Here is a 21,259-nt window from a genome sequence, read left to right as displayed (position 1 = left end):
GATCCATGATGTGGTGCTTGTACAACATCAACATTATATTTTTTACCAGCTTTTTCTGCTCCTTTTTCTGCATCACCTGTTAATAACACTTCTAAATTACCATAGTCTATATAAGTCATTACTGAATCTTCATTATCACTACTATAGTTTTTACTGCTATGAATAAATTCTAATATAGCTCCACCGCTTTTTATTTTCATTCCACTTTTTGTATCATATATTTTACAGCCCTTTTCTTTTTTAGCTAAATCCAAAACAGCTTTTGCAGTTTTTGTTTTAGTGTATGAAATATCTTTTGGATAATAGAATTTTTTTACCTTCATTCTTTTAAAAACTTCTTGTAGGCCTCCAATATGATCTGCATCTGGATGTGTAGAGATTACATATTCTAAATCCATATTTTTCTCTTGTTTCAGTAATTGATCAACAACCTTTTTACCATTTCCAATAGAACCTGCATCAATAAGAATATCGGTTCCACTAGGTGTTTCGATGTAAATAGCATCTCCAGCACCTACATTTATAAATTCTATTTTCATATCTTGTTTAGGTGCTGCTTCAACTGGAATTGATGAAGTAATAAATAATAGTAGTGTTAATACTCCTGCTAATATTTTTGATTTTCTTTTCATACCATACCCCCATATGTTATTTATTTCATATATAATAATAACATATTTTGTAAATAAAAATAAAGGGAGCAAGATTTCTCCTACTCCCTAAAATAACTATTATTCACAATATCCCAATCTTTTATCTGTTTTTAAATCTCTTACAGCCATATATCTATATTCGCCACTAGTAGCACCAATCCACCTAATCCATCTATACCCTTCATTATCTACTACATAATCATATGATACACTTTCGCCTTTAGTATAAGATCCTTCAATTTTTCCATTTAATGATGGTTTATTTCTTATATTTAATTTATCAACTGCAACCGTACATACTCCATGTTCTGAATATCCCTTATCATATTTATCATCATTATTATTAGTAGTATCTTGTGATAAATGATTTAATCCCTTATCTCTAATAGCTTTACCAAAATTTCTATAATCATAATTCATATCAACTGAGTTTGTTCCTATCCCATTAATTGAACCACCCTCACTATATTGCCACATTTCACATCCATATTTCTTTGCATTAGATTCTGTTGCTCCATACCATGCAATCCATAATGAGTATCTATCTAATTCATTTTGATAAAATTGATTATTTATGAAATCTGGGTTTGCATAGTTCATAGCCCAGTATTTAGCTTTTTCAACTTCATTAAGAAAAGCTTTCGCCATATCTGTAGCTAATCTTTTAGTTAATGTTACTCCATTCTTTTCAGCGTAATTCTTAGTATCATATTCTAAGTCAAAGCAAACTGGGTACTCTACCTTATAATATTTAATTGCATCTAAACAATATTTTGCTTCTTGTCTTGCCATTTCAACAGTATAAGCATAACTAAACCAATAAACTCCGACTTTAATTCCTAATCTGTTACATTCTTTGATATTTCTTAAGAACTGTTCATCAATATTATTTTTACCGTACCCAGCTCTTAGCATTACAAAATCAACATTTCCTTTAACTTTTCCCCAATCTACTCTTCCCTGATGTTCACTAACGTCTATTCCTCTTATCATCTTGTTTCCTTCTTTCTATCTAAAGTATTAATACTTAATTTAAATTTATTTGAATATTTAAACATGCTATCAGTTTTAATTTCTATCTGTCCTAGATAGTTTTTTTCATCTATATTACTTTCCTTAATATTAAATTTATAACCTTCTTCGCCTTTATAAAGGTTAATCAACTTAATATTATTATTTCCATCAACTAATATAAGCCTTACTGTACTATCCTTTATATTAACTCTCTTAAAGTTATTTATTAATATAAACTCAACTTCATCTTGTTTTTCTACAGTCGCTTCAATCTCTTTATTCAAATCTAAACAAATATACATAACTTACCTCTAACATTTAGTTAAAATTATCTTAGCTGATTTATATCCCGCTCCTAAATACCCAAAGATTCCATAGTCAGTATAGGTAGCATTAATATTTCCAAATTGCTTTACTGATCCATCATCTAGTATTCCTTTGACTCCCAAGATTAAAGTATTATTTTTATTCCATGAACCATCTGGATAATTCATATTAAAATCAGTTTTATTGACTATATCAGCATCTACTACTAAAGTTGTTGCTATCTGTTTACCTTTTATTTTTCCTGTTCCTGTAGTACAATCAATTTCAAAAATATCATCCCAGTTCTCTAAATGACTATTTACGTTAGGTGGTAGATGTCTTATTACATATTTAGCTTCACTTAATTTAGCTCTATTAGAATAAGGATTAAAAGTGTTCCCCATATCATACCAATCTACAGGACATACCATTCCCCAGAAATAACTATCTAGTTTATTTTCATCCATATTCCACATACCATGTTGAGTATTCCAGGTATCACCGTTATAGCAATACTGATAATCTTGTGGTTTAGCTCCTGGTTTATTAGAACCACCTGTAAATTTACCTAATGATACTCTTTTAAAAGGTGACATACCATTACCATCTATTTCAAATCCTGCACCACCTATAGTCATTCCTCCATAAGAATCATTCATGAAAATATTGTTCCAACCTAGCATAATACCAAACGTTCTCCATTTACCATCTGATTGAACTGCACCTATATCTTCTCCAGTTTGTTCTCTTGCTGGATCATTTATTCCATATGCCTTTTTACCATTTGCTTTCCACAGATTCATCCCTTGGTTTATATTGTCATAGCCTTCTTCTCCTGGATAAGTTCCTCCCCCTTGCATTTGCCATCCAAAACTAAAGTTATTTACATTAATTCTTTTAAATCTGCCTGTTACATGATCATATCTAGCATTAATCAATAACCAAAATTCTATATAATCTAATTTATCTTTAGTTTCATGAATAACCGCAATATTAAAATACTCATCATTTAATAATTTACCACTCATATATAAGTCTTTTAATTTATCAAAATTAGTACTTAATGCATCTATTTGTTTTTTCATAACCGCTAGATCTTTAATGTCTCCTAATGAATCTAAAAGCTCTTGTCCAGCATTAATTTCTTCTTTCAATTTTGGTAATAGTGTCCCAACATTTTTTAAGCTTTCATCTAATCTTTCTACAGCATCAAGAAGAGATGTTAATTTTTCATATTTATCATTAGGTATACTTGAACCTAACTTTAAAAATAAATTTTCTTTAATTGATAGTGTAAAATACTGACTATGCTTTATAACCTCATCTGGACCAGATACAGATAACTGACATGCAAAATTACCGTAGTCCTTACTTAATAATCTTGTTATAGGTAAATATAATTCTCCTTCTTTTGCATTGATAGTTTCTAAATTGCTTATTATATCTCCCTCATTGTCATTAAGTGAATTGCAAAAAGCTAGTCTAACTGTCCTATTTGTTAAATCTACCCTATGCCCATCCTCTAAAACAATAATTTTATATTCTTCTGAATTATTATCTCCCTGTACTATACTTATATAACTTTTATTTTCAACCTTTAAATCTATATATAATTCTTGCAACAAAATATCATCCCTCTAATTGCACCTGCTTTTATGCAGGTGCTTCTTATTTATTTGTTTACAACATTTGATTTTGAACCTATACTTTGACCAAAATAAAATGCTATAACCATACTAAAAATTGTTATAAACTCTGTACTCTTTACTTCACCTTTTATAGCTAAAATACTAAATACAATAGTTAAAACAAATGCTATTATCCTCTTTATACTTAATAATTTTGTGATTAAATCTAATTTATTCATTTTTATTCTTCCTTTCATTCTATGCTAATTATTAAATAAATGGTCCTTTATTATGTCTACATCTTCTTTAATGTCTTCTACAACATTGAACTTTTTTGCTAGATCGTTTATTATTTCATGGTTTTTATCAATAGTACTGTATAGTTTTGCTTCTCTATCTCTGGCTTCTTTTCTTGTATCCCATAATAACCATACAAAAAGAGCTGCAAAAGCACCTTGACCAACTATCTGTGTTAATAATTCTTTTTCCATGCCTTTACCTTCTTTCTAAAATTCAACGTTGCAGATTTGTTTAAATTCTTCTGGTGTAATATCACCATATGGATTGGATTCACATTTAACTGCTTTTCTTAACAGCTCCTCATCTATTGCTTTATAATCCCATGCTAATTGCCAAAATGCCATATTAATTACTTCCTTTCATACTAATCACTTTTAAATTTGCTATCTCTGTAATTAAGTTTTTATTTATTTCTTGTTGCTGTATAACAGCTATTTTACTTTTAGATGCTTCTTCTAAAATATTTTTATTTATATCCTGTTGGGCCATTAAAGCCATCTTAGTTTTAACTAATTCATCTACTAAAACTTCATTTGGATTTTTATAATTCTCTTTTTGATTTTTTCGTTCTTGGTACAATTCATCTTTATAAATTAATTTTTTAGTTTCTAAATTATAGACATAAAAAAAAGGACATCTTAAAAATTTTTCATCTAAAAGACTATCCTCTATTTCAATATCTGTTTCATTATTTTTACTTGAAGAATAACCTAAAACTCTATTAGTATTAGGTTCTATACTTATATAATATATCATTAAAATTAACTCCTTTGCTTAGTATTCCAGTACATATCTTAAAACAATATCATGCCATTTACCGCTACTTTTTGCATCTCCTGTAGGATCAAATCCTTCTATTTTATTATCATAAATCTTTAGAGCTTTAACTGTCATATCACCATTTTCGTTACTTCCTACAGTAAACATATTTGTATCTTTACCTAAAGCAGGTGAATTCTTAGGAATATAATTATAGGCCCAGTTAAAATCATGAGAAGTATTAGTATCAGAATCATAATCTGACCACACTAAAATCCATCCATTTTGACAATCAGATAGTTTTTTATTAGGGGTTGCAATTTGCGTATTGCCCATATACTGGCATCCACTCCATAAAGGAGCTGTTTGTGGTTCAAGTTGTATTTTTCTATCAGAATAGCATAATCTCCCATCATTTTTTAATTGCAGATATTTTTGAGATTTATTATTACATACAAAAACATCTTCTGAACCTATTCCTAATATAGCTTTATTATTATTCCAACTTGCTAATATATTACCATTAGCACTAAAGTTACCTGTTAAATAAAGATTATCTTTTCCAGTACACTCTAATCTGACATGATTATCTATGTCTGCATCATCATAGTGAAAATCAATAAACCTACCAACCTCCATAACTCCGTCTGCCTTAACTACAGCAATAGAACTTGTTTTATCTCCTGTACCACTATCTTTTATAGTATATCCATCTAAATTTACTGGCCCAGTAATATCTATACCTCTATTGTTATAACCAATCTTAATTTTATCATCTGTACCCATATACATCATATAATCTGGAGTTCCATCTTTAGTCCTACCCATAATTCCATAATTATTAGAAGTGATTACTCTTTTACCAGCAGCTATAGATACATCTTTACTCTTTTCAAAGAATAAATTATCTAAATTATCTACTTTACTTAGTGCATCTTCAAAAGTTTTGTACTCGTTAGAGCCTTCTAAAGAGTTATTTGACATTAAATCTTTCTCAACAAATAATCTCATTGTATTAGAACTTAACTGCCCCCCAGAATTAAGCATTATTTTAATTTGATATTCTGTTATTCCAGGTTTAAGCATAGCATCTGTTAATTCTAATTTAGCTATCCCTCTTTGTTTATCTATTATAACTAAATCATTAAATACTTCATTGTAGATACTATTTATTGCATATACTCTGACCTTACAACCATCTAAATTAATAGGACTATTCTGCCCTAAAAATTTAAATGTTATAAATCTTGTTTTAGTATCATGTTCTATCGCATGAATTTCTATAATTTCATCTTTATTAATATTAACCGTTTTATCTATATTAAAATTCATATCTTTAAATTTTCCTTTCTATTAATATGGTGCAGCTCCGTATCCGCCATTTGCTGTAACTGTTCCTTTTTGTGGGCCTATTATATCTATATAAGGCCTTCCGTTATATCCTGCTACATGGGCTGAATTACTGAATATTTTCCATTCTTCCTCTCTTCTCCTTACAAGTCCTTCGTAAACTTTTCCTCCAGCGTGAACCCATCTTTTAAATTGCTCGTGGATAGCTTCCCCACGTTCACCTGCAACATATTTTTTTAGTAGAGTTGAATCTGAAAAAGCTGGTACACCTAAGTTATAAGCAAAACTTGCAAAAGCATCTATCTCTCTTTGTTTTGGATTTTTTACACCTTTACTTTTAACTATTCTTAAAACTGATTCGTAATAATCTCTGTTAAAAAATTTAGTTAAATAGTGGGTTGCACTTGCTTCACTTAAAGGCGTTGATACACCATTTAATTCACCGCCTGTCATTCCGTACCCTAGAGTTCTAACACCTACATCATCATAGTAATAGTTAGGGCCAAATCCTTCTATACCTTTTACATAATAAATAATATTAGCACTCGCTTTACTTACAGCAGAACCTCCTACAGAACCACCGCCACCAGAACTATTTTCTTTTATTATTCTTCTAGCTCTATATCCAGAACCCCAACTAAAAGCTCTTTCTCTTAATTGTGTTCCAGTATGTGCAGCTTCTACACACATATGACGACCATTACTTTCACCAGAATACATAAATACGTGGTGATCTGACGGGAATACTAAATCTCCTGGCTTTAAATTGCCTTCTGATACTTCTGAACCTTCTTTTATTTGAGTATAAGTAGTTCTACTAATTTTAATACCATTATCGTTATAGGCCCATTGCATTAGTCCACTACAATCAGTTCCGCTGTCCTTTCCTAAAGGTGGATAATTTCCACCATAAACATACCATTTACCTATTAGTTTTCTAGCACTATTAACAACCTTATTTCTAAGTTCGTCAGAACCGTCTACAGTTTCTCCTTGTGGAGCCATTGGATCAAATGCTAAATTTCCATCTTTATTAAAGATAGGAACGTTTAACCACAAACCTTTTTCTCCAAAAGTAGCAATCAAACCACCATTAATATATATTTGTAGGGCATTATCTGCTTTAAGTTTTGGATTATAAATAATGTTATCATTCATTTCGATATGCTCGAACACTTTCATTGGTGCTTTTGCGGCATGTCCTAAAATGTTATATTTATCAAACTCTATATAGGAGTTGTAAGTTCCATCATCTTTTTGATATCCTAATGAAATAGAACTATTATTATCATGAGTTAGTCCTATCAAAGGTTTTTCTGGATCTGATTTACCATTGATTATTTTACATAAAGACATTAAAGAACCTATATAGTCACTATCATTACTCCAATTAAATAAATCTATAGAGTTATTATGGATTTTAATTGCTTCCTTACCATTATTCTTAAATGATAGTTCTCCTTCTTTTTGCAGGTTCATCTCAAAGTTTCCGTTTTTACCGATTATACGACCACCATTTAAGCAAAAATCTCCATTATCTAAATTCCAATAACTTTTACCGCCATCCGATTCTATCTGAATGGCTCTTAAAACTCCTGTTTGTATTAAACTAGCGTTAATTTTACCATCTAAAGTAAATCCATACGTATACTTTCCGTTATAACCAGTAGTACTAAAACCTAACCCATTTTTATTTAATCTAGCAACTACTTTTGCTGTTCTTATATCTTGTGTATCCATAGCTAAAAATTCATTATCTCTAGCTATTGTATATGATCCTTTTAATCCAGCTTTTAATTTGGCATCCACATAATTAGCTAAACTACTATTATTATTTTTTATTAAGGTATTTCTTATATCTGATAATATTTTAGAATCACTATTTTCTATAGTAACTGGATTATTTGAAAGTTTCATTTCTAAAACTCTTGCTGATAAATAATCTACTTTTTTATTAATTATACGTGTAGTTAACTCAATATCTAAACTGTTGACTTTAACTCTAACTGTGTCACCTATATCAAATCTTTCGAGATATGAATATTCCTTATATTCTTCCGTTTGTGCTAGTTGAATAAAGTTTATATCATAAGTTGCCTTTATCTCGTCTATATGATTTTTAAAAAATTCTTCTTTGATTCTTTTATCTAATTCTTTTATAGCATCATCTAAAGTATTAAAACCCTCTGAATCATTATCAGAAGGTTTTCTTACTTTAACATCACTATATTCAATTTCTTTTATATATGCTCTAGGATATTTATTCTTTAATGGACTTTCTATATAATGTCCTTCAATCCCTTCGTATCCTTTACCTATCGCAACTGTTACTAATCCATCAAAGTTAACTGTAGCTTTAAATCCTGTAAGGTTCTTGCCCTCTCTTATACAATGTCCTCTGTCTTGCCCTATTCTACTATTTATAGATAAATTATATTGCCTTCTTAAAGTTTCTCCACCCCAACGATTAATAAAACTTTGGTCACAGTTATAAAGGGCATTATATAAAGTCATATTCATATAGTAAGCGGTGCTTTGAATTGTAATGTCACTATCTACAAATATTTCTTTAGGAAAACCAAAAGAATCAGCCGCATTATATAAACTAGTTAATGCTCCTTGCCCATTTGTATTTGTTGGTCTGGTATCTTTTAACCAAAGTGTCTGAGTATCAGTTATAGTTATTTGAAATGCAATAATATTTATTAACATAGTACCAGATTCTAAAGTAGTTATTCTAAATATTTCATCTTCTCCAAACTCATTTCTAACTTTTAGAATTGAACCTTTTTTTATAAATTCAACTAGGTTTTTATCATTTATAAAATTTGCTTCTACTATAAAGTTCCCTGCTAAATCTTCTTCCCCCTCTAACATAGTACAAATAGAATCTAAAACTTTACCGTTACTTTGTAATACAATATCTCTAATTGTATTAGGTGGAAAAACAGCCACTCTTACAATTCCATCAAGCATCAAGTTCGCTCCTTTCTATGAATAATTGTTTAAAAAAAGAAGCGTTACTTTTGTAACACTTCCATCCCAACTTATTTTATTTGTTCCTTTTTTAAATACTGGATAATCTCCAAATGTATCTAAATCTTTTCCCATTCCATCTTTATCTCTAACCTGTTTTAATTTACTATCTACTTCAATATATCCATTAATGTTCTTTATTTGAATACTTGTCTTATTACAATGAAATTGGATAGTTCCACTTCCATAAACTTTAATTAACGGTAGTGTATTCTTTGTTCCTAAATATTCAAGTTCATAATTATTAGTTATTTCTATTTCCGTTATTTCTGGATCTGTTCTAAATGGCTCACATAAAAATAATACTTCAAATTCGCCCTCTCCATAATAAGCCTGTCTTTTTATATCATTTAAAGTTACATTTTTTACTCTAAAACATTTATCGGGCCTATCATAGAAAAGCCTGTTATCTTCTATGTTGGTTAACCATTCTTCTATTAAGTCCATCTTATCCCAAAAGTTATTATCATTAAATTCTTTTAAAATTAAAGATATTTTAATTTGCCTATTGTTATAAGTACCCTTTTTTACAATAACAGAACCGTCCATACCTTCTACTTTAAATTCCTCATAATTCTCATTTGTAGAAGGAATTGCAGGATAGGCTGTAACTCCTACCCCTAAATCTTTTAAACTATCATATCCGTTAAATATTATTGTGTTTAAATCTATACTCATGTTTTTCTCCTTAATAGCCATATGAAGGGTTTAAATTTCTACTATAACTATCCATTTCTGTTCTATGCTTTGCCATGCATCTAGCTACTTCCCTTCCGTCCATTATTATTGCAAGTTTGCTTATTTCTTCTCTAACTGTTTCACTTACAACTTTACGAATTAAAGGCTCTGGTAAAACATACTCCCTTTGACTTCCTTGTCCTTTAAACTTATCCCCTACAACTGTATTTCCTAGTAAAGTAGGTTCATCAAATACTGCTCCCGTATATAAATAGTTTATGTGTCCTAAATTAGCTCCAAAATGTTTTCCTCCAACAAAAGGCACCCAATCTGGAGTAGTAAAGCTTATACTATTTATTCCATCAATGGCCATATTAATTAGTCCAATAACGCAGTTTAAAGGTGCTTTAATAACAGCTCCTAAACCGTCCATAATACCACCAAAGATATTTTTAACGCCTTCCCATGCTCTGCCCCAATCTCCAGTAAATACTCCTGCAACAAAATCTATAATTCCACCAAAGATTCTTTTAACACTATCAAAAACACTTTTTATGTTATGCATGAAAGCATTAATTATATTTCCAAACGCTCCAAAACTTTTAGTCCAATCTCTAGTAAACATGCCTGTTAAAAAGTTACTAAAACTCTTAAAGGTATTCTTAATTGCACCCCAAACTCTGTTTACTCCATTTCTAAACCAATCACATTTTTTATATAATGTAACAAACGTTGTCGCTAATGCTAATAGTATTGTAATTACAATTCCGATAGGGTTCATTCTCATAGCTAAATTAAGTGCTTTTTGGGCTATCGTCATAGCTTTAGTTGCTGCTGTAACTGCTAATTGAGCTGTCTTAAAAGCTAATAATTTTACCTTTTGAGCTACCCATATAGCACCATTTTTTACGGCCATAGCTGTATTTTTTATAATTGATAATGTGAATTTCCCCATTACCTTAACACAATTTACTATGCCTTTGCCGAATTTCCCAATAAAGTTAGTACCATTCTTTACACCTTTTCCAAAATTGCTTATAGATGTTGTTGCTTTTTTTACGTTCCCTGGCATATTTTTAATAAACTTTGTAGTACTACTAACAGATTTACCTAGTGTTCCTATAGTTTTAGCTACTGGACCTATTGCAATAGCTGCCATTCCTAATTTTATTATTAACTGCTGAGTACCTTTATCCATTCCAGTAAATGATTTAATCATGTTATTAGCATCATTAATTATAGGCGTAAACATTGGCAATAGGTTATTCCCAATAGTTGCTCCTAATTCTTTAGTTGCTTCACCAAATGTTCTTCCAGCATTAGCTGCTTGATCTCCAGTTCTAGCAAAATCACCTTGAGCATCTTTAGTCTTTGACATTACATAGTTATACCTTAATTGCACTTGCTCAGCTTGTGTCATGTCCTGGATTTTTTTATGGATTCCCTGGCTTTCTGCAAATTGTTGCAAGTTAGTTTGAGTCATTACTATACCTAATCCTTTTAGGGACTCAGTTTCCCCGGTATAAACACCTGTTAATGCATCATTCGCTCTATCGATAGAAATATTTTTAAATGAAGCTAAGTCAGCTGCCAGTTGAGTTAACCCCATTGAGTAATCTTTGGTTTGGTTAGTATTCAATCCCATACTTGAACCCATGTCTCCAAACTTAGACGCCATTTCTAATGCTGAGCTTTGACACATCCCCATTTTGTCTAAAGAAGTCTTTGACCAATCCATAACAGTGTTTGCATTATTTTTAAATACTACATCTGTTTTATTTATGTTTTCATTTAAATCACTTGCAAATTTAAAACTAGCTACACCAGCACCAATTAATGGAGTTGAAACACCTAACGTCATTTTGTTCCCAAATGAAGAAAACTTATCACTCCATGATTTTGACTTTTTACTTGTGTTATCTAATGTTTTGGTAGTTTTCTTAGCTTCATTATCAACTTGTTTAAATGCATCGATAGCCTGACTATATTTTATATTTATACTTCCACTTGCTACGAATACTTCACTCATTTAACTCCTCCTTTCTGGAGGATAGTATTAAATATCTTTTCCCTCTTAGATCTTATTTTTTTTGCCTCTTTTTTGTGTTTTATTTCTATATCATGTAAAGCTAATTCCGATTTATAGCTATGTACACTTATAAAATCTTTAAAGCTTGTGTATTCACCACCTAAAACTGTGCTAATTGTATTTTCAAGTACATACCTACTGTAAATACGATCATTTAAAAACTGATCTACTGTACTTTTTAATAAATGAATACAGTCTTGTAAGTTCATGCTTTTAACTACTTCATACACATTGTACTTAGTAAGAATCACAAAAAAATTGCACCCAACCTCTTCAAGTTGAGTGCTTATAGAAAAACTTCTATAAATTCTTTTATATCATTACATTCCATAACTTTTTTTATCATAACTCCTGTAGAAGCTATTCCTTGTTTTTCAAGTTCTTTAGGTTTAACATCAAATATTGATGATAGAAATTTAAAAATAATTTCTTTATTACTATAAAACCTTTCTATTACTGCTGTATAAAATAACTCAAACCCTTCATTTGCTGCTAAGTTATTTACTTCCTCAGATAATATATTTATTTTTGCTCCCATTTCAGATACTTCATCTGTCATAACCGATTCTAAAACTTTTGTTTGTTCTTCTAAAGTTAATTCATCATATTCTTTTTTGGGAATTTTAGTTTCTATTAGTTCGATTACCTTGTTCATATAATCATTTTGCAATTTCATATATGCTAACTTTTTTTCTCCGCTCTCTCCTTGCCCTAACACTAAACCTTTTAGTTTATCTTTTAATCCTAATTTATTTATAACATTAATTAATTCTAATCCTTGTAAAGTATTTAGGTGGACTTCTTTTTCTTTCACTTCTTCAAGTTTCATGTGTACTTTCTCCTTTCACATACTCTATTTGCTAATTAATGAGCTTAAAGAATGAACTATAACTGGACATTCTTTTTTTCCTGAATAAGCACCTGTAAAATTGACTTTTATTCCTGCTTCATCTCTATTTTTACAATCAAAACTTAAACCCTCGCTATTATAAGTGTTTGAAACCTCAACTATAACAGGTTCACCTTTTACATTTTCACCAACAATTAATAGTGTTTTGTATGATGTAATTGGTATTATTCCTTGTATAGCCTCAAATTTTGTTCCTGTTTCATCAGATTTAAATAAGGATGCATCTAATAACTGTGCATCAAAGTCAAGCATATCTGCTGTAACTTTCACTTCCCATTGATCTATTGACTGCCAACCTAATTCTTTATCAGCAGCATTTTTCATCTGTCTTATCTTAGGTTTTGTACTGACACTAACCTTTTCTTTAGATACACCTAATTCTTTTCCGTCTAGACTTTTAACAAATTCTGCTGTTGCTGATACTGTGCTGAAATCTCCCCAATATAAAGTTGCATAATTAACTATAATATTGTGGTCTACAGCATTTCCTACATCTTTAGCCATATATTTTTACCTCTTTTCTAATATTTCTTTATTGTATACATTAAAACTACATTAAAATGTTCATCATCATAAAAGCTAGAGTAATAGACATTTTCTCTAACTACCCTTGCAAATGTGTTTTTAAATACATAGTTATTAATTATCTTATCTATTTTAGAAGCTTCATCTTGTAATTCCATCTTAGTAGGAATTAAACCAACTATTTTAATTTCTAAATCAATTTCTTCACAATAATCTTTTTCTGTTATTGAATTTCCGATCTGCACTCCTATAGCGAATCCATTCATAAAGTCAAAATCTACTGGTATTATATCTGTAGCACTTGGGATAATTGAAAATATTTCTTTTTGAATGTTATTTAAACTCATCTATAATCCACTCTTCAAATTCTTTCTTAATATATTCCCTATTCTCTGCATATCTCTTTTGAGTGTACTTCTTATATAACTTTTATCTTCAAACTCAACTTTTTTTGCATATATCAGTGGTGATCCCCAAGTAACCTTAATTCCATTAGAAACAATTTCAGTATGCGCTGTTTCACTAAGTCTTAATGCTCCTGTTTTAACTGGTGTATTAGATTGCATTTCAGCTAACTCTGTAATCTTTATTTCATTCGCTGCCTCATTAGTAATTTTGATTATATTTTTTAGATATTCTTCAAAATTATTTTCTACTTCAATTCCCATTTTCCACCTCTACATCTACTTCAAATAAAGCATAAATACTATAGTCATCCCATGGAACAATCTTTTCAACTTGATAAACTGTATTTAAAATAATCAATTTCGAATTAACTTTTAAATGTTCATTACAAAAAATCTGCATAGTAGATTTAATGTCATATCCCCACGTATATTTATACGCTCTTTCATCTATAGGTTGAATATCACATTTAATTGATTGCAATTTCTTATATTTCTTAATTAACTGACCTATTTCATTCTTCTCTGGTATTTCCTTAAGAATAATTGCTTGTTTATTATAAAAACAATCCATAACTTATCCCATCAGCGTTACATAAGGTGTAGGCAACATTGACTTAACTTCTTCTGAAAAAATAACTCTTCCATTCTCCGATAATGATTTATATTCTATACTTCTAGCACCTTGTTGAATTTTAGATATATTACTTTTATATTGATCAGTTTTTTGATAGATAAGTGTATCTATTACTATTTGTTCAATAGCATATTTGAATGACTTCACTATATACTCATTTGAAAAATTTTTATTTAAATATAATCTTATTTGTACAATAGATTTATTTATTAATCTTTGTACTTTATTATCATCCTCACCAGGCACCTCAAGTAAAATTTCTTTAATAATTTCCTCCATAAAGTCACCTCACAAATAAAGAGTGCATTGTGCACCCCTTAAATTCTATTTTTTCTCTACATTTCCGTCAGTTTTAGTTTCTCCCTCAACTTTTTCATTTGCTTCTTGTACTAAATTTTGAGCCTTTACACTACCTAAATTTATTGTTGCGATACCTAATTCACTAGGATTTTCTAAAGTAGGTAGAGCTGTAGCAGCTGCTTTAGTAAATCTACGAACTGGATCTCCTTCTTTTTCAACTCCTACAAAAATGTTATCAACCATTTTAGCGACATCCATTTTTTTATCGCCAATTAATTCAATTTCCTCAGCAGTTAGTCCATATATAGTCTGTCCTAATGTTCCTTCTGAGAACATAGATACTACATCTTCTTTAAAATACCTTTTTGTTTCATACTTTCCGTTATTAAGCTGAATTTTATATTTAGCATTGTAAGTTGCTATTTTAGGAAGTTCCATAGACTCTAAAAGTGTATTTAATTCATCTCTTGTTACAACCTTATCGTAGTTAACTCCATTAATAGCTTTTTTAACTGATATACATGCTAAAATTTGATTTAAAATCTTTTTAGAAGTTAGCATTCTGTTAGGTTTTACTCCTGATGTTTCTTCAATAGCATCAGCTAATTCTTCTATATCAGCTAAAGGTTTTGCAGTTTCTTTATTGGACCAGTCAAAAGCCTTTTTATTCTCTGATGGAACATTATAATCTAAAGTTATAGCTACGTTATTTTCATTAATATCAATTTTACCAGTTGATAAAAGTTCCATTCTCATAGCTTCTATTCTAACTTTAACTGCAGTTAGCATATTTTCTGAATCATCAAATAGTTTTGATACTATTGATTTTAATTCTGCATCTGTACGTGGATTATTTATTGCAATTAATTCTTCTTCACCAATTGCAATTCTTCTTTTAATTAATGCTAGTTTTCCTGCACCTTTTTGTAATACTTCTCTGCTCGCAAGTTGAGTTGCTGTATCAAATGCATGTATACTAGCTGAAACTGGTAAACCACCTTTTCCTGTTAACATTTCAAACTTTATATCCTGGATCTTTTTGCTTGGGAATAAAGTATCACCTAATAAAGGATTTTCTTTTCTTGCCTTATAATAATTTAATAACTCTTTAGTATTGAACAATTCATCTATTCTTGCCATATCATTTTTTCCTTCTTTCTATTTAAAAGTTATTTTCTTTAATGCTGCAATAGCTTCTACACTTGGAGTAATTGTAAGTCTATCTTTTATAATATATCCCTCTTCTATAAATGATCCAGGTTGAGGTCCATTAGTTACATCTACTTCCTCAGCTAAAATTGCCACGACAGTATTATCATTTTTAACAATTCCCTCTGAATCTACTAAAGATCCTTTGGATACAATTTTTTTGCCTTCCTCATTTGGAGTAATTTCCTTATCGGATACTGTTCCTGTAAAAGCAACTCTATTGTCGTAAGTCGCCATTATTTCTATGCCATTATCAAATGTTTTTGTCTTTGAATTGAAATACATATTCAATTCCTCCTTTTCTTTTATTATTAAGCCCAAGGGTTAGGTCCTTCTACAGTAGTTCCATTTTTAGCCTGAGCCATTTCTTCACCAATACTTAGCTTACTTCCTTCACCACTATCTCCTGGAACCCAAGAACCAGCACCAACTCTTTCATTTACTTTCTCATCTACCCAAGGATTTATTGATTCAACAAAAGTATCTAAATTTGCCTTTGTTTTTTCTATATCCTCATCTAAGAATCTTTCTACTAGTGTAGTTGGTATTTTCTTTTCAGTTGCATATTTAATAGCCTCAGTAAGTAAATCTTTTTTTGAATTAGCTTTTTTCTCATCTTCTAATTGTTTTTTTAGTGCTGCTATTTCTTTTTGAACAGGATCAGTTACTAACTCTGGGTACTTTTCCTGAATAAATGGTTCTAATTCTTTTTCTAAATTATTGTCTTTCCACGTTTTCAAAGCTTTTTCAAAGTGCTTATCATTTAAGCTATCTATGAACGCTTTAAAATCTTTATCTTTCATTTTCTCTTTAAATGCATCTAACGTTAAACTATTTTTAGTAAGTAATTTGGCTAAATCACTTTTAGATAAAACTTCATCAACTGAACCTTCATCTTCAATATTTTCTATTAATTGTAGTAATTCTGATTTTTTCATTTTTATAATTCCTCCTAAACCTCTAACTCCTATGAACTAGAAACTTATATTATTCTGAGATAGTTTTACGCCATATCCCAGGGCAAAACAAAAGCACCTACTATTAACTTAGTAAGTGCTTTAACTTATCTTTTCACCGTTTTTATATGCTTCTTTAGCTTCTTTCAGTGTCATTTTATTTGGTCCCGCTGGGCCGTTTAATCTTTCATTTGAACCGCTATTTTGATAGTTACAATTATCGCAAATATCAAACATATCAACTTCATGACCGCAAACAGGACATTTCATATCCTCTAGTCCTCCTTATTTTTAAAAATATCTTGTTGTTCCTTCCAATATTCTATAGCTTTTTCCGGTTTAAAGTTTGTTTTTTTGATATACCAGTTCATCATATAGTTTGTATAGCTTTATACCTAATTTGTTTACAGTATCTTGATTATCCATACCATTAAGCACAATTTCATCATTTATAAGAAGTTGAACTTCTCTAAAATCGGCTCTTTTTATTTCAAAAGTTGTATACAAATAATTTTTTGAATTATTTGAAATATAATTATTTATATCTGGAATAGCTATTAACAAATCGAATAAGTCATTAATTAATTTGAATTTTATCATATATTTGCTCCTTTATCTTTAAGGATTAGTTTGATAATATAGTTCATCATATATTATTTGAAGTTTTTTACCATCTTCATTTAAATAATCTTCATTAACAAATCCAATTTCTAATTGTTTATCCTCAGCATATTCCATTATATCTAACTTTGTATCTACATCTATATTAAAATAAACATTATCTTTTGCATATACTTCATCTTTTATTTTATTTTTAAGTTTTCCATCTAAAATATTAATTAAATAATTGTATATTTCTATATTTAACTTTATTTTATACATTTTTCAATCTCCTTACTAAATCAGCGTCAGTTGGATTACATTGTATTAAATTACCCGTATATGGATTTATAGTTACAGTTACTCTATCACTAATAAACTTATGACTATTTTTTTTAGGTTCTTCTTTTACTTTTAGAGGTCTTTTTAAAGTTTCTTCTATAACACTCAAATCAACACCATCTCTAGGTTTCTTCTTTTCAGGATCAAATGAAGTTCCAATAACTCTCTCAATGAAATGCTTACTCTGTGATTTAATCTCTATCCCATTTGATGTAGTTAATCCAACCAATTCTTTTTCTATTCTTCTTTTAAATTCTTTATAATCATCAAAAGAAGTAAATGCTGAAATCATATTACTACTTCGTGATCTTTTGTAGTCTTTTAGTAAATTCCATTCATCTATATTATTATACTTCAGTTTTTGAAAGCCTTTCAATGATTTAGGGAGATTTTTTGAACCAAGGACATTTTTATAATTATTAAACTGACTTCTATCTATCCCTTTATTTTTGATTCTAAGTTCTTCTGCTTTTAAACTATCTTTACCTAGTTGTTTCTCTTTCTCTTCATACCATTGTATATAATCTTTATAACTAACATTCTTCTTAGTTATATTATCTAGCCGATTTGATGGCCTAAAATCTTTATTAGGCAATAAAATATACATACACCTATCATTTACATGCAAGGGTAATTGTGGTCTTTCTTCATCAACCCTATAAACCTTGCCATCATAACTTTTACACTTGTCACATGTATGTAAATCTAAGGTTGCACTGTATAATAAATACTCACCATCATTATCTTTAAAGAACTGCTCATTAGATTCAGTTTGAACTCTAGTGATTTCATTTCTAATTAGCCTACTTGATATTGATTTGTTTACTTTATATCGTTCTCTTATTTCTTTCTCAATTTTATTGCAACTAATTTCACCATTAAGAAATTTTTTTATTATAACTTTAACTTTCTGAGCTACTTCGTTTTTGTTATTCCAAATTCTATCGCTATAGTTTTCACCTTTGATTTTTTCATTTAATATCCTATCTAAATCAAAATCAGATATTTTCTTTAAGTTGAAATCTAACCCAAAAGATAATAAAAAATTATTTATATTGTATTGATCAATAATATTTTCTTTAAGTTGTTTGGATACATTTGCTTTTTCTTTGTTATATTCATCTATAAATGCATCATCTATCACTTTAAATAAGTATTTCTTTATTTCTTTTTGTTGCGCATTTGTGAGTTCTATCGATTCTTCCTTAATATTAAATTTAAGCATTATTGTTGCAATGTGTTTTAATAACTCATCTTCATTTTGACCTTGAAAATTATCTAATTCTGAAATTATGCTGTCACCTTTTTTATGCAATTCCGAAACTAACTTAATAAAGTTTTTAACATAGAACTTTTGATTCTCATCTAATTTAGAAAATCCCTTAATATTTATCTCATCATGCATTAATTAAACACCTTAGATAATGAACCTGTTTCAATCTCTTCTTTGCTTTGTTCTTTATTAACTCGTTCATTTTCAACAATTGCATTTGGTATAAAGCTGAACTGACTTCTTCCTGTTTCTTTGCTTATTGTACCTTCTGGTACTTGCGATAAAATTTGCGCCATCATTAAGTCATCTTGCGGTATATTAGGCGTGTACTTTATATTGATATCTTTTGAATCGTATTCTTTGCCATATATATTCAAATACTTGCAAATAAACTCTACCCTCTTTTTAACTATATCCTTATGAGCATTAGTATTTAAAGTACATTTATTTTCCATTGCATTCAATCTGGCCCTTAAAGCTAGGCTTGAAGTATTACTTTGCATTTTTTCATTAGCATTTATATGACATGCTAACTGATACATTTTATCTTCATACGTGTTAAGAGTATTTTGAATAAATGTATCATTTATGTTTTTAATTAGCCATTCAGCGTTTCCTTTTTCATTAGGAAATTGTAATATCCCTAGCTTTTTCATTTGCTTAACTGCCTCTTCATCTATCTGAGAATTCAAAAACTTAAGATATGCATTTCTAAAGTCACTAATCTCATTAGATATGTCAGATAAATTAGTTTCAAAAGCATCTTGTAAGCCTTTTATATCAGAGTAAATAGTATCATCTTCTTTTTCATATGACAGAACTCCATGTGTTACTGGAACTCTACCAAATATATGTTTTACTGGTCCTGATATAATTTCATACTTATCATTTAATTTCCATATAAATTCCTTTGAATAAATGTCCATAAATTCTTTATCAGTAAACTTTGATTTATACACATGCATAAATAACACTATATCTCCAAATTCATTACTCAGACCAAAGCCTTCTATTGGTTTTATTATCTTAGAACATAACCTTTTTTCTTTATCTATATAATAAAGCTCGTACACCTCTGAAAAAATAAGCATATACTTCATCAAATCAATATTATGATTTGAATTCCAATGATTTATAGTGTAATTAACATCTTTTATTTCACTTACATTCCCTGTGTTTGATTCATAAGCTAAATCTTTTCCCACACTATAAGAAACTTCTTCTTTAACGAATTTTTTTATGTAGTTAAGATTTATTTTATTATTTCTTCTTTCTGTTATAAATTGATAATTATTTAATGCATCGGTTTTTCCCTTATAGTAATCATACATTTTTTCATATTTACTCTTAATTGAATTAAATAAACTTTGACTCTTTTTAACTAACTCCATATGCTCTGGATTACTTAAATTTAAACTTTCATCACCGTTTAAAATCATTTGTATTAATTCCTCATTCATCTAATCACCTCCTATATGCCTAATAATCTTCTATCTAATATAGTTACAACTGCCAAAGCACCTTTTAATTCCGTATTTACTGCATATCTAAATGCATCTAATCCATGATTATACTTATCAATAGGCTTGTTGATGTACTCACCTGTTGCTTTATCTTTTATCCAAGTATAATTTTTTAATTCCTCTATTACGTAAGTGCAGCTATATAATACATGTACCCTATATTGTTGTATTACCTGGATTCCATTTAATATGCTATCCTTACCCTTTATTGCTGGCCTTACTCTATCTAGTCCATTTAGTTTTAATTCATCAATTGATTTAGGCTCTGCACTATCACATGTAATTATTTCTTTTCTATAGCCCATTTCAATTACTTTCTCAGCTATATCTTTATTTGTTAAGCCCTTCATTTGAAACTCATCAAATATCCATATTTCTTTTTCCACTTCATCAATTACTGCTGCTATAAATGCAGTTGGATCATTTGTATACCCAAAATCTAAGCCGAATATTGCTTTAGCATTTTTATTAGTCTTAAGTATCTCTTTATACTCAAATACCTCTTCAACCCAATTCGTATATACTAGCTTATCAAGTGTTGCAAACTCTCCTAACGCATATATTTTGAAATATACTGGATTAGTTTTTCTCATTTTTAGAAGCGCATCTACATAGCTTTGTGGAAGGAATTCATTATCCTCGTATGTAGTATGTAAAACTACAGTATCTTCTTTATCGAATCCATCTTTAAACCATCTTTTATAAACCCAATTCGCTTTTGATACAGGGTTAAACATACAATGAATTTGTAATAATCCATTTTGACT

28 protein-coding genes are annotated in these 21,259 nt (G+C 29.4%); all 28 read right to left on the bottom strand.

The genetic code is table 11. From position 1 onward, the window contains the following. Positions 1–632 (bottom strand): ComEC/Rec2 family competence protein (locus tag M4I33_RS15915; RefSeq protein WP_257917738.1); only part of this gene is annotated, 632 nt, incomplete at its 3' end. A 99-nt stretch (positions 633–731) separates the two neighbouring features. Continuing rightward, positions 732–1,646 carry a GH25 family lysozyme gene (locus M4I33_RS15910; protein WP_257917737.1) on the bottom strand — a complete coding sequence of 305 codons (915 nt, stop codon included), beginning with the start codon at positions 1,644–1,646 and terminating at the stop codon, positions 732–734. Next, entirely contained in the window at positions 1,643–1,969 is a 327-nt protein-coding gene (locus M4I33_RS15905) for a hypothetical protein (RefSeq protein WP_257917736.1), read from the bottom strand. The genes M4I33_RS15910 and M4I33_RS15905 overlap by 4 nt, the downstream gene beginning before the upstream one ends. A 9-nt stretch (positions 1,970–1,978) precedes the next feature. Continuing rightward, complete coding sequence (locus tag M4I33_RS15900) at positions 1,979–3,598, bottom strand: phage baseplate upper protein (RefSeq protein WP_257917735.1); 1,620 nt, start codon at positions 3,596–3,598, stop codon at positions 1,979–1,981. 47 nt (positions 3,599–3,645) lie between these two features. Beyond that, on the bottom strand, positions 3,646–3,840 hold the full coding sequence (locus tag M4I33_RS15895; protein WP_257917734.1) for a hypothetical protein: 195 nt from the start codon (positions 3,838–3,840) through the stop codon (positions 3,646–3,648). Between the two features lie 24 nt (positions 3,841–3,864). Further along, positions 3,865–4,092: a BhlA/UviB family holin-like peptide gene (locus M4I33_RS15890; RefSeq protein WP_257917733.1), complete on the bottom strand. Its 228-nt coding sequence runs from the start codon at positions 4,090–4,092 to the stop codon at positions 3,865–3,867. Positions 4,093–4,107: 15 nt separating this feature from the next. Then, positions 4,108–4,245: an XkdX family protein gene (locus M4I33_RS15885; RefSeq protein WP_257917732.1), complete on the bottom strand. Its 138-nt coding sequence runs from the start codon at positions 4,243–4,245 to the stop codon at positions 4,108–4,110. A gap of 1 nt (position 4,246) precedes the next feature. After that, positions 4,247–4,657, bottom strand: a complete 411-nt coding sequence (locus M4I33_RS15880) for a hypothetical protein (RefSeq protein ID WP_257917731.1) — start codon at positions 4,655–4,657, stop codon at positions 4,247–4,249. An 18-nt stretch (positions 4,658–4,675) separates the two neighbouring features. Further along, positions 4,676–5,992: a phage baseplate upper protein gene (locus tag M4I33_RS15875; protein ID WP_257917730.1), complete on the bottom strand. Its 1,317-nt coding sequence runs from the start codon at positions 5,990–5,992 to the stop codon at positions 4,676–4,678. A gap of 21 nt (positions 5,993–6,013) precedes the next feature. Beyond that, the gene (locus M4I33_RS15870; protein ID WP_257917729.1) at positions 6,014–8,986 is read right to left on the bottom strand and encodes a phage tail spike protein; all 2,973 of its coding nucleotides are present in this window, start codon (positions 8,984–8,986) and stop codon (positions 6,014–6,016) included. 15 nt (positions 8,987–9,001) lie between these two features. Continuing rightward, positions 9,002–9,724: a distal tail protein Dit gene (locus M4I33_RS15865; RefSeq protein ID WP_257917728.1), complete on the bottom strand. Its 723-nt coding sequence runs from the start codon at positions 9,722–9,724 to the stop codon at positions 9,002–9,004. A gap of 10 nt (positions 9,725–9,734) precedes the next feature. Beyond that, complete coding sequence (locus tag M4I33_RS15860; protein ID WP_257917727.1) at positions 9,735–11,753, bottom strand: hypothetical protein; 2,019 nt, start codon at positions 11,751–11,753, stop codon at positions 9,735–9,737. Next, positions 11,750–12,064, bottom strand: a complete 315-nt coding sequence (locus tag M4I33_RS15855) for a hypothetical protein (RefSeq protein ID WP_257917726.1) — start codon at positions 12,062–12,064, stop codon at positions 11,750–11,752. Before M4I33_RS15855 ends, M4I33_RS15860 begins: the two co-directional genes overlap by 4 nt. A gap of 35 nt (positions 12,065–12,099) precedes the next feature. Beyond that, on the bottom strand, positions 12,100–12,642 hold the full coding sequence (locus M4I33_RS15850; protein WP_257917725.1) for a hypothetical protein: 543 nt from the start codon (positions 12,640–12,642) through the stop codon (positions 12,100–12,102). 24 nt (positions 12,643–12,666) lie between these two features. Beyond that, positions 12,667–13,227, bottom strand: coding sequence for a hypothetical protein (locus M4I33_RS15845; RefSeq protein WP_257917724.1), 561 nt, complete (start codon positions 13,225–13,227; stop codon positions 12,667–12,669). A 17-nt stretch (positions 13,228–13,244) separates the two neighbouring features. Next, positions 13,245–13,595: a hypothetical protein gene (locus tag M4I33_RS15840; RefSeq protein ID WP_257917723.1), complete on the bottom strand. Its 351-nt coding sequence runs from the start codon at positions 13,593–13,595 to the stop codon at positions 13,245–13,247. Beyond that, positions 13,596–13,916: an HK97 gp10 family phage protein gene (locus M4I33_RS15835; protein WP_257917722.1), complete on the bottom strand. Its 321-nt coding sequence runs from the start codon at positions 13,914–13,916 to the stop codon at positions 13,596–13,598. Next, entirely contained in the window at positions 13,906–14,136 is a 231-nt protein-coding gene (locus M4I33_RS15830; protein ID WP_257917721.1) for a hypothetical protein, read from the bottom strand. Before M4I33_RS15830 ends, M4I33_RS15835 begins: the two co-directional genes overlap by 11 nt. 93 nt (positions 14,137–14,229) lie before the next feature. Next, the gene (locus M4I33_RS15825; RefSeq protein WP_257917720.1) at positions 14,230–14,568 is read right to left on the bottom strand and encodes a hypothetical protein; all 339 of its coding nucleotides are present in this window, start codon (positions 14,566–14,568) and stop codon (positions 14,230–14,232) included. Between the two features lie 45 nt (positions 14,569–14,613). Next, the gene (locus M4I33_RS15820; protein ID WP_257917719.1) at positions 14,614–15,729 is read right to left on the bottom strand and encodes a major capsid protein; all 1,116 of its coding nucleotides are present in this window, start codon (positions 15,727–15,729) and stop codon (positions 14,614–14,616) included. A gap of 18 nt (positions 15,730–15,747) precedes the next feature. Then, on the bottom strand, positions 15,748–16,083 hold the full coding sequence (locus M4I33_RS15815) for a hypothetical protein (protein WP_257917718.1): 336 nt from the start codon (positions 16,081–16,083) through the stop codon (positions 15,748–15,750). 26 nt (positions 16,084–16,109) lie between these two features. Continuing rightward, positions 16,110–16,736 carry a DUF4355 domain-containing protein gene (locus tag M4I33_RS15810; RefSeq protein ID WP_257917717.1) on the bottom strand — a complete coding sequence of 209 codons (627 nt, stop codon included), beginning with the start codon at positions 16,734–16,736 and terminating at the stop codon, positions 16,110–16,112. Between the two features lie 120 nt (positions 16,737–16,856). Beyond that, positions 16,857–17,024: a CPCC family cysteine-rich protein gene (locus tag M4I33_RS15805; RefSeq protein WP_257917716.1), complete on the bottom strand. Its 168-nt coding sequence runs from the start codon at positions 17,022–17,024 to the stop codon at positions 16,857–16,859. 69 nt (positions 17,025–17,093) lie between these two features. After that, on the bottom strand, positions 17,094–17,354 hold the full coding sequence (locus tag M4I33_RS15800) for a hypothetical protein (protein ID WP_257917715.1): 261 nt from the start codon (positions 17,352–17,354) through the stop codon (positions 17,094–17,096). An 18-nt stretch (positions 17,355–17,372) separates the two neighbouring features. Continuing rightward, the gene (locus M4I33_RS15795; protein ID WP_257917714.1) at positions 17,373–17,636 is read right to left on the bottom strand and encodes a hypothetical protein; all 264 of its coding nucleotides are present in this window, start codon (positions 17,634–17,636) and stop codon (positions 17,373–17,375) included. Beyond that, the gene (locus M4I33_RS15790; RefSeq protein ID WP_257917713.1) at positions 17,629–19,101 is read right to left on the bottom strand and encodes a minor capsid protein; all 1,473 of its coding nucleotides are present in this window, start codon (positions 19,099–19,101) and stop codon (positions 17,629–17,631) included. The genes M4I33_RS15795 and M4I33_RS15790 overlap by 8 nt, the downstream gene beginning before the upstream one ends. Further along, on the bottom strand, positions 19,101–20,429 hold the full coding sequence (locus M4I33_RS15785) for a phage portal protein (RefSeq protein ID WP_257917712.1): 1,329 nt from the start codon (positions 20,427–20,429) through the stop codon (positions 19,101–19,103). The genes M4I33_RS15790 and M4I33_RS15785 overlap by 1 nt, the downstream gene beginning before the upstream one ends. A gap of 11 nt (positions 20,430–20,440) precedes the next feature. Beyond that, positions 20,441–21,259, bottom strand: an 819-nt coding sequence (locus tag M4I33_RS15780; protein ID WP_257917711.1) for a PBSX family phage terminase large subunit, incomplete at its 5' end; no start/stop codon positions are given.

The sequence above is a fragment of the Clostridium sp. LY3-2 genome (genome assembly GCF_024705715.1).
Classification (GTDB): domain Bacteria; phylum Bacillota; class Clostridia; order Clostridiales; family Clostridiaceae; genus Clostridium.
Note: the sequence above shows the minus strand (reverse complement) of the source record. Positions and strands in the feature narration are given on the sequence as shown.

Excerpts from the sequence above, each read along its gene's own strand:
- M4I33_RS15910 (WP_257917737.1), bottom strand. The coding sequence starts at position 1,646 with ATGATAAGAGGAATAGACGTTAGTGAACATCAGGGAAGAGTAGATTGG.
- M4I33_RS15905 (WP_257917736.1), bottom strand. The coding sequence starts at position 1,969 with ATGTATATTTGTTTAGATTTGAATAAAGAGATTGAAGCGACTGTAGAA.
- M4I33_RS15895 (WP_257917734.1), bottom strand. The coding sequence starts at position 3,840 with ATGAATAAATTAGATTTAATCACAAAATTATTAAGTATAAAGAGGATA.
- M4I33_RS15890 (WP_257917733.1), bottom strand. The coding sequence starts at position 4,092 with ATGGAAAAAGAATTATTAACACAGATAGTTGGTCAAGGTGCTTTTGCA.
- M4I33_RS15885 (WP_257917732.1), bottom strand. The coding sequence starts at position 4,245 with ATGGCATTTTGGCAATTAGCATGGGATTATAAAGCAATAGATGAGGAG.
- M4I33_RS15880 (WP_257917731.1), bottom strand. The coding sequence starts at position 4,657 with ATGATATATTATATAAGTATAGAACCTAATACTAATAGAGTTTTAGGT.
- M4I33_RS15875 (WP_257917730.1), bottom strand. The coding sequence starts at position 5,992 with ATGAATTTTAATATAGATAAAACGGTTAATATTAATAAAGATGAAATT.
- M4I33_RS15870 (WP_257917729.1), bottom strand. The coding sequence starts at position 8,986 with ATGCTTGATGGAATTGTAAGAGTGGCTGTTTTTCCACCTAATACAATT.
- M4I33_RS15865 (WP_257917728.1), bottom strand. The coding sequence starts at position 9,724 with ATGAGTATAGATTTAAACACAATAATATTTAACGGATATGATAGTTTA.
- M4I33_RS15860 (WP_257917727.1), bottom strand. The coding sequence starts at position 11,753 with ATGAGTGAAGTATTCGTAGCAAGTGGAAGTATAAATATAAAATATAGT.
- M4I33_RS15850 (WP_257917725.1), bottom strand. The coding sequence starts at position 12,642 with ATGAAACTTGAAGAAGTGAAAGAAAAAGAAGTCCACCTAAATACTTTA.
- M4I33_RS15845 (WP_257917724.1), bottom strand. The coding sequence starts at position 13,227 with ATGGCTAAAGATGTAGGAAATGCTGTAGACCACAATATTATAGTTAAT.
- M4I33_RS15840 (WP_257917723.1), bottom strand. The coding sequence starts at position 13,595 with ATGAGTTTAAATAACATTCAAAAAGAAATATTTTCAATTATCCCAAGT.
- M4I33_RS15835 (WP_257917722.1), bottom strand. The coding sequence starts at position 13,916 with ATGGGAATTGAAGTAGAAAATAATTTTGAAGAATATCTAAAAAATATA.
- M4I33_RS15825 (WP_257917720.1), bottom strand. The coding sequence starts at position 14,568 with ATGGAGGAAATTATTAAAGAAATTTTACTTGAGGTGCCTGGTGAGGAT.
- M4I33_RS15820 (WP_257917719.1), bottom strand. The coding sequence starts at position 15,729 with ATGGCAAGAATAGATGAATTGTTCAATACTAAAGAGTTATTAAATTAT.
- M4I33_RS15815 (WP_257917718.1), bottom strand. The coding sequence starts at position 16,083 with ATGTATTTCAATTCAAAGACAAAAACATTTGATAATGGCATAGAAATA.
- M4I33_RS15810 (WP_257917717.1), bottom strand. The coding sequence starts at position 16,736 with ATGAAAAAATCAGAATTACTACAATTAATAGAAAATATTGAAGATGAA.
- M4I33_RS15805 (WP_257917716.1), bottom strand. The coding sequence starts at position 17,024 with ATGAAATGTCCTGTTTGCGGTCATGAAGTTGATATGTTTGATATTTGC.
- M4I33_RS15800 (WP_257917715.1), bottom strand. The coding sequence starts at position 17,354 with ATGATAAAATTCAAATTAATTAATGACTTATTCGATTTGTTAATAGCT.
- M4I33_RS15795 (WP_257917714.1), bottom strand. The coding sequence starts at position 17,636 with ATGTATAAAATAAAGTTAAATATAGAAATATACAATTATTTAATTAAT.
- M4I33_RS15790 (WP_257917713.1), bottom strand. The coding sequence starts at position 19,101 with ATGCATGATGAGATAAATATTAAGGGATTTTCTAAATTAGATGAGAAT.
- M4I33_RS15785 (WP_257917712.1), bottom strand. The coding sequence starts at position 20,429 with ATGAATGAGGAATTAATACAAATGATTTTAAACGGTGATGAAAGTTTA.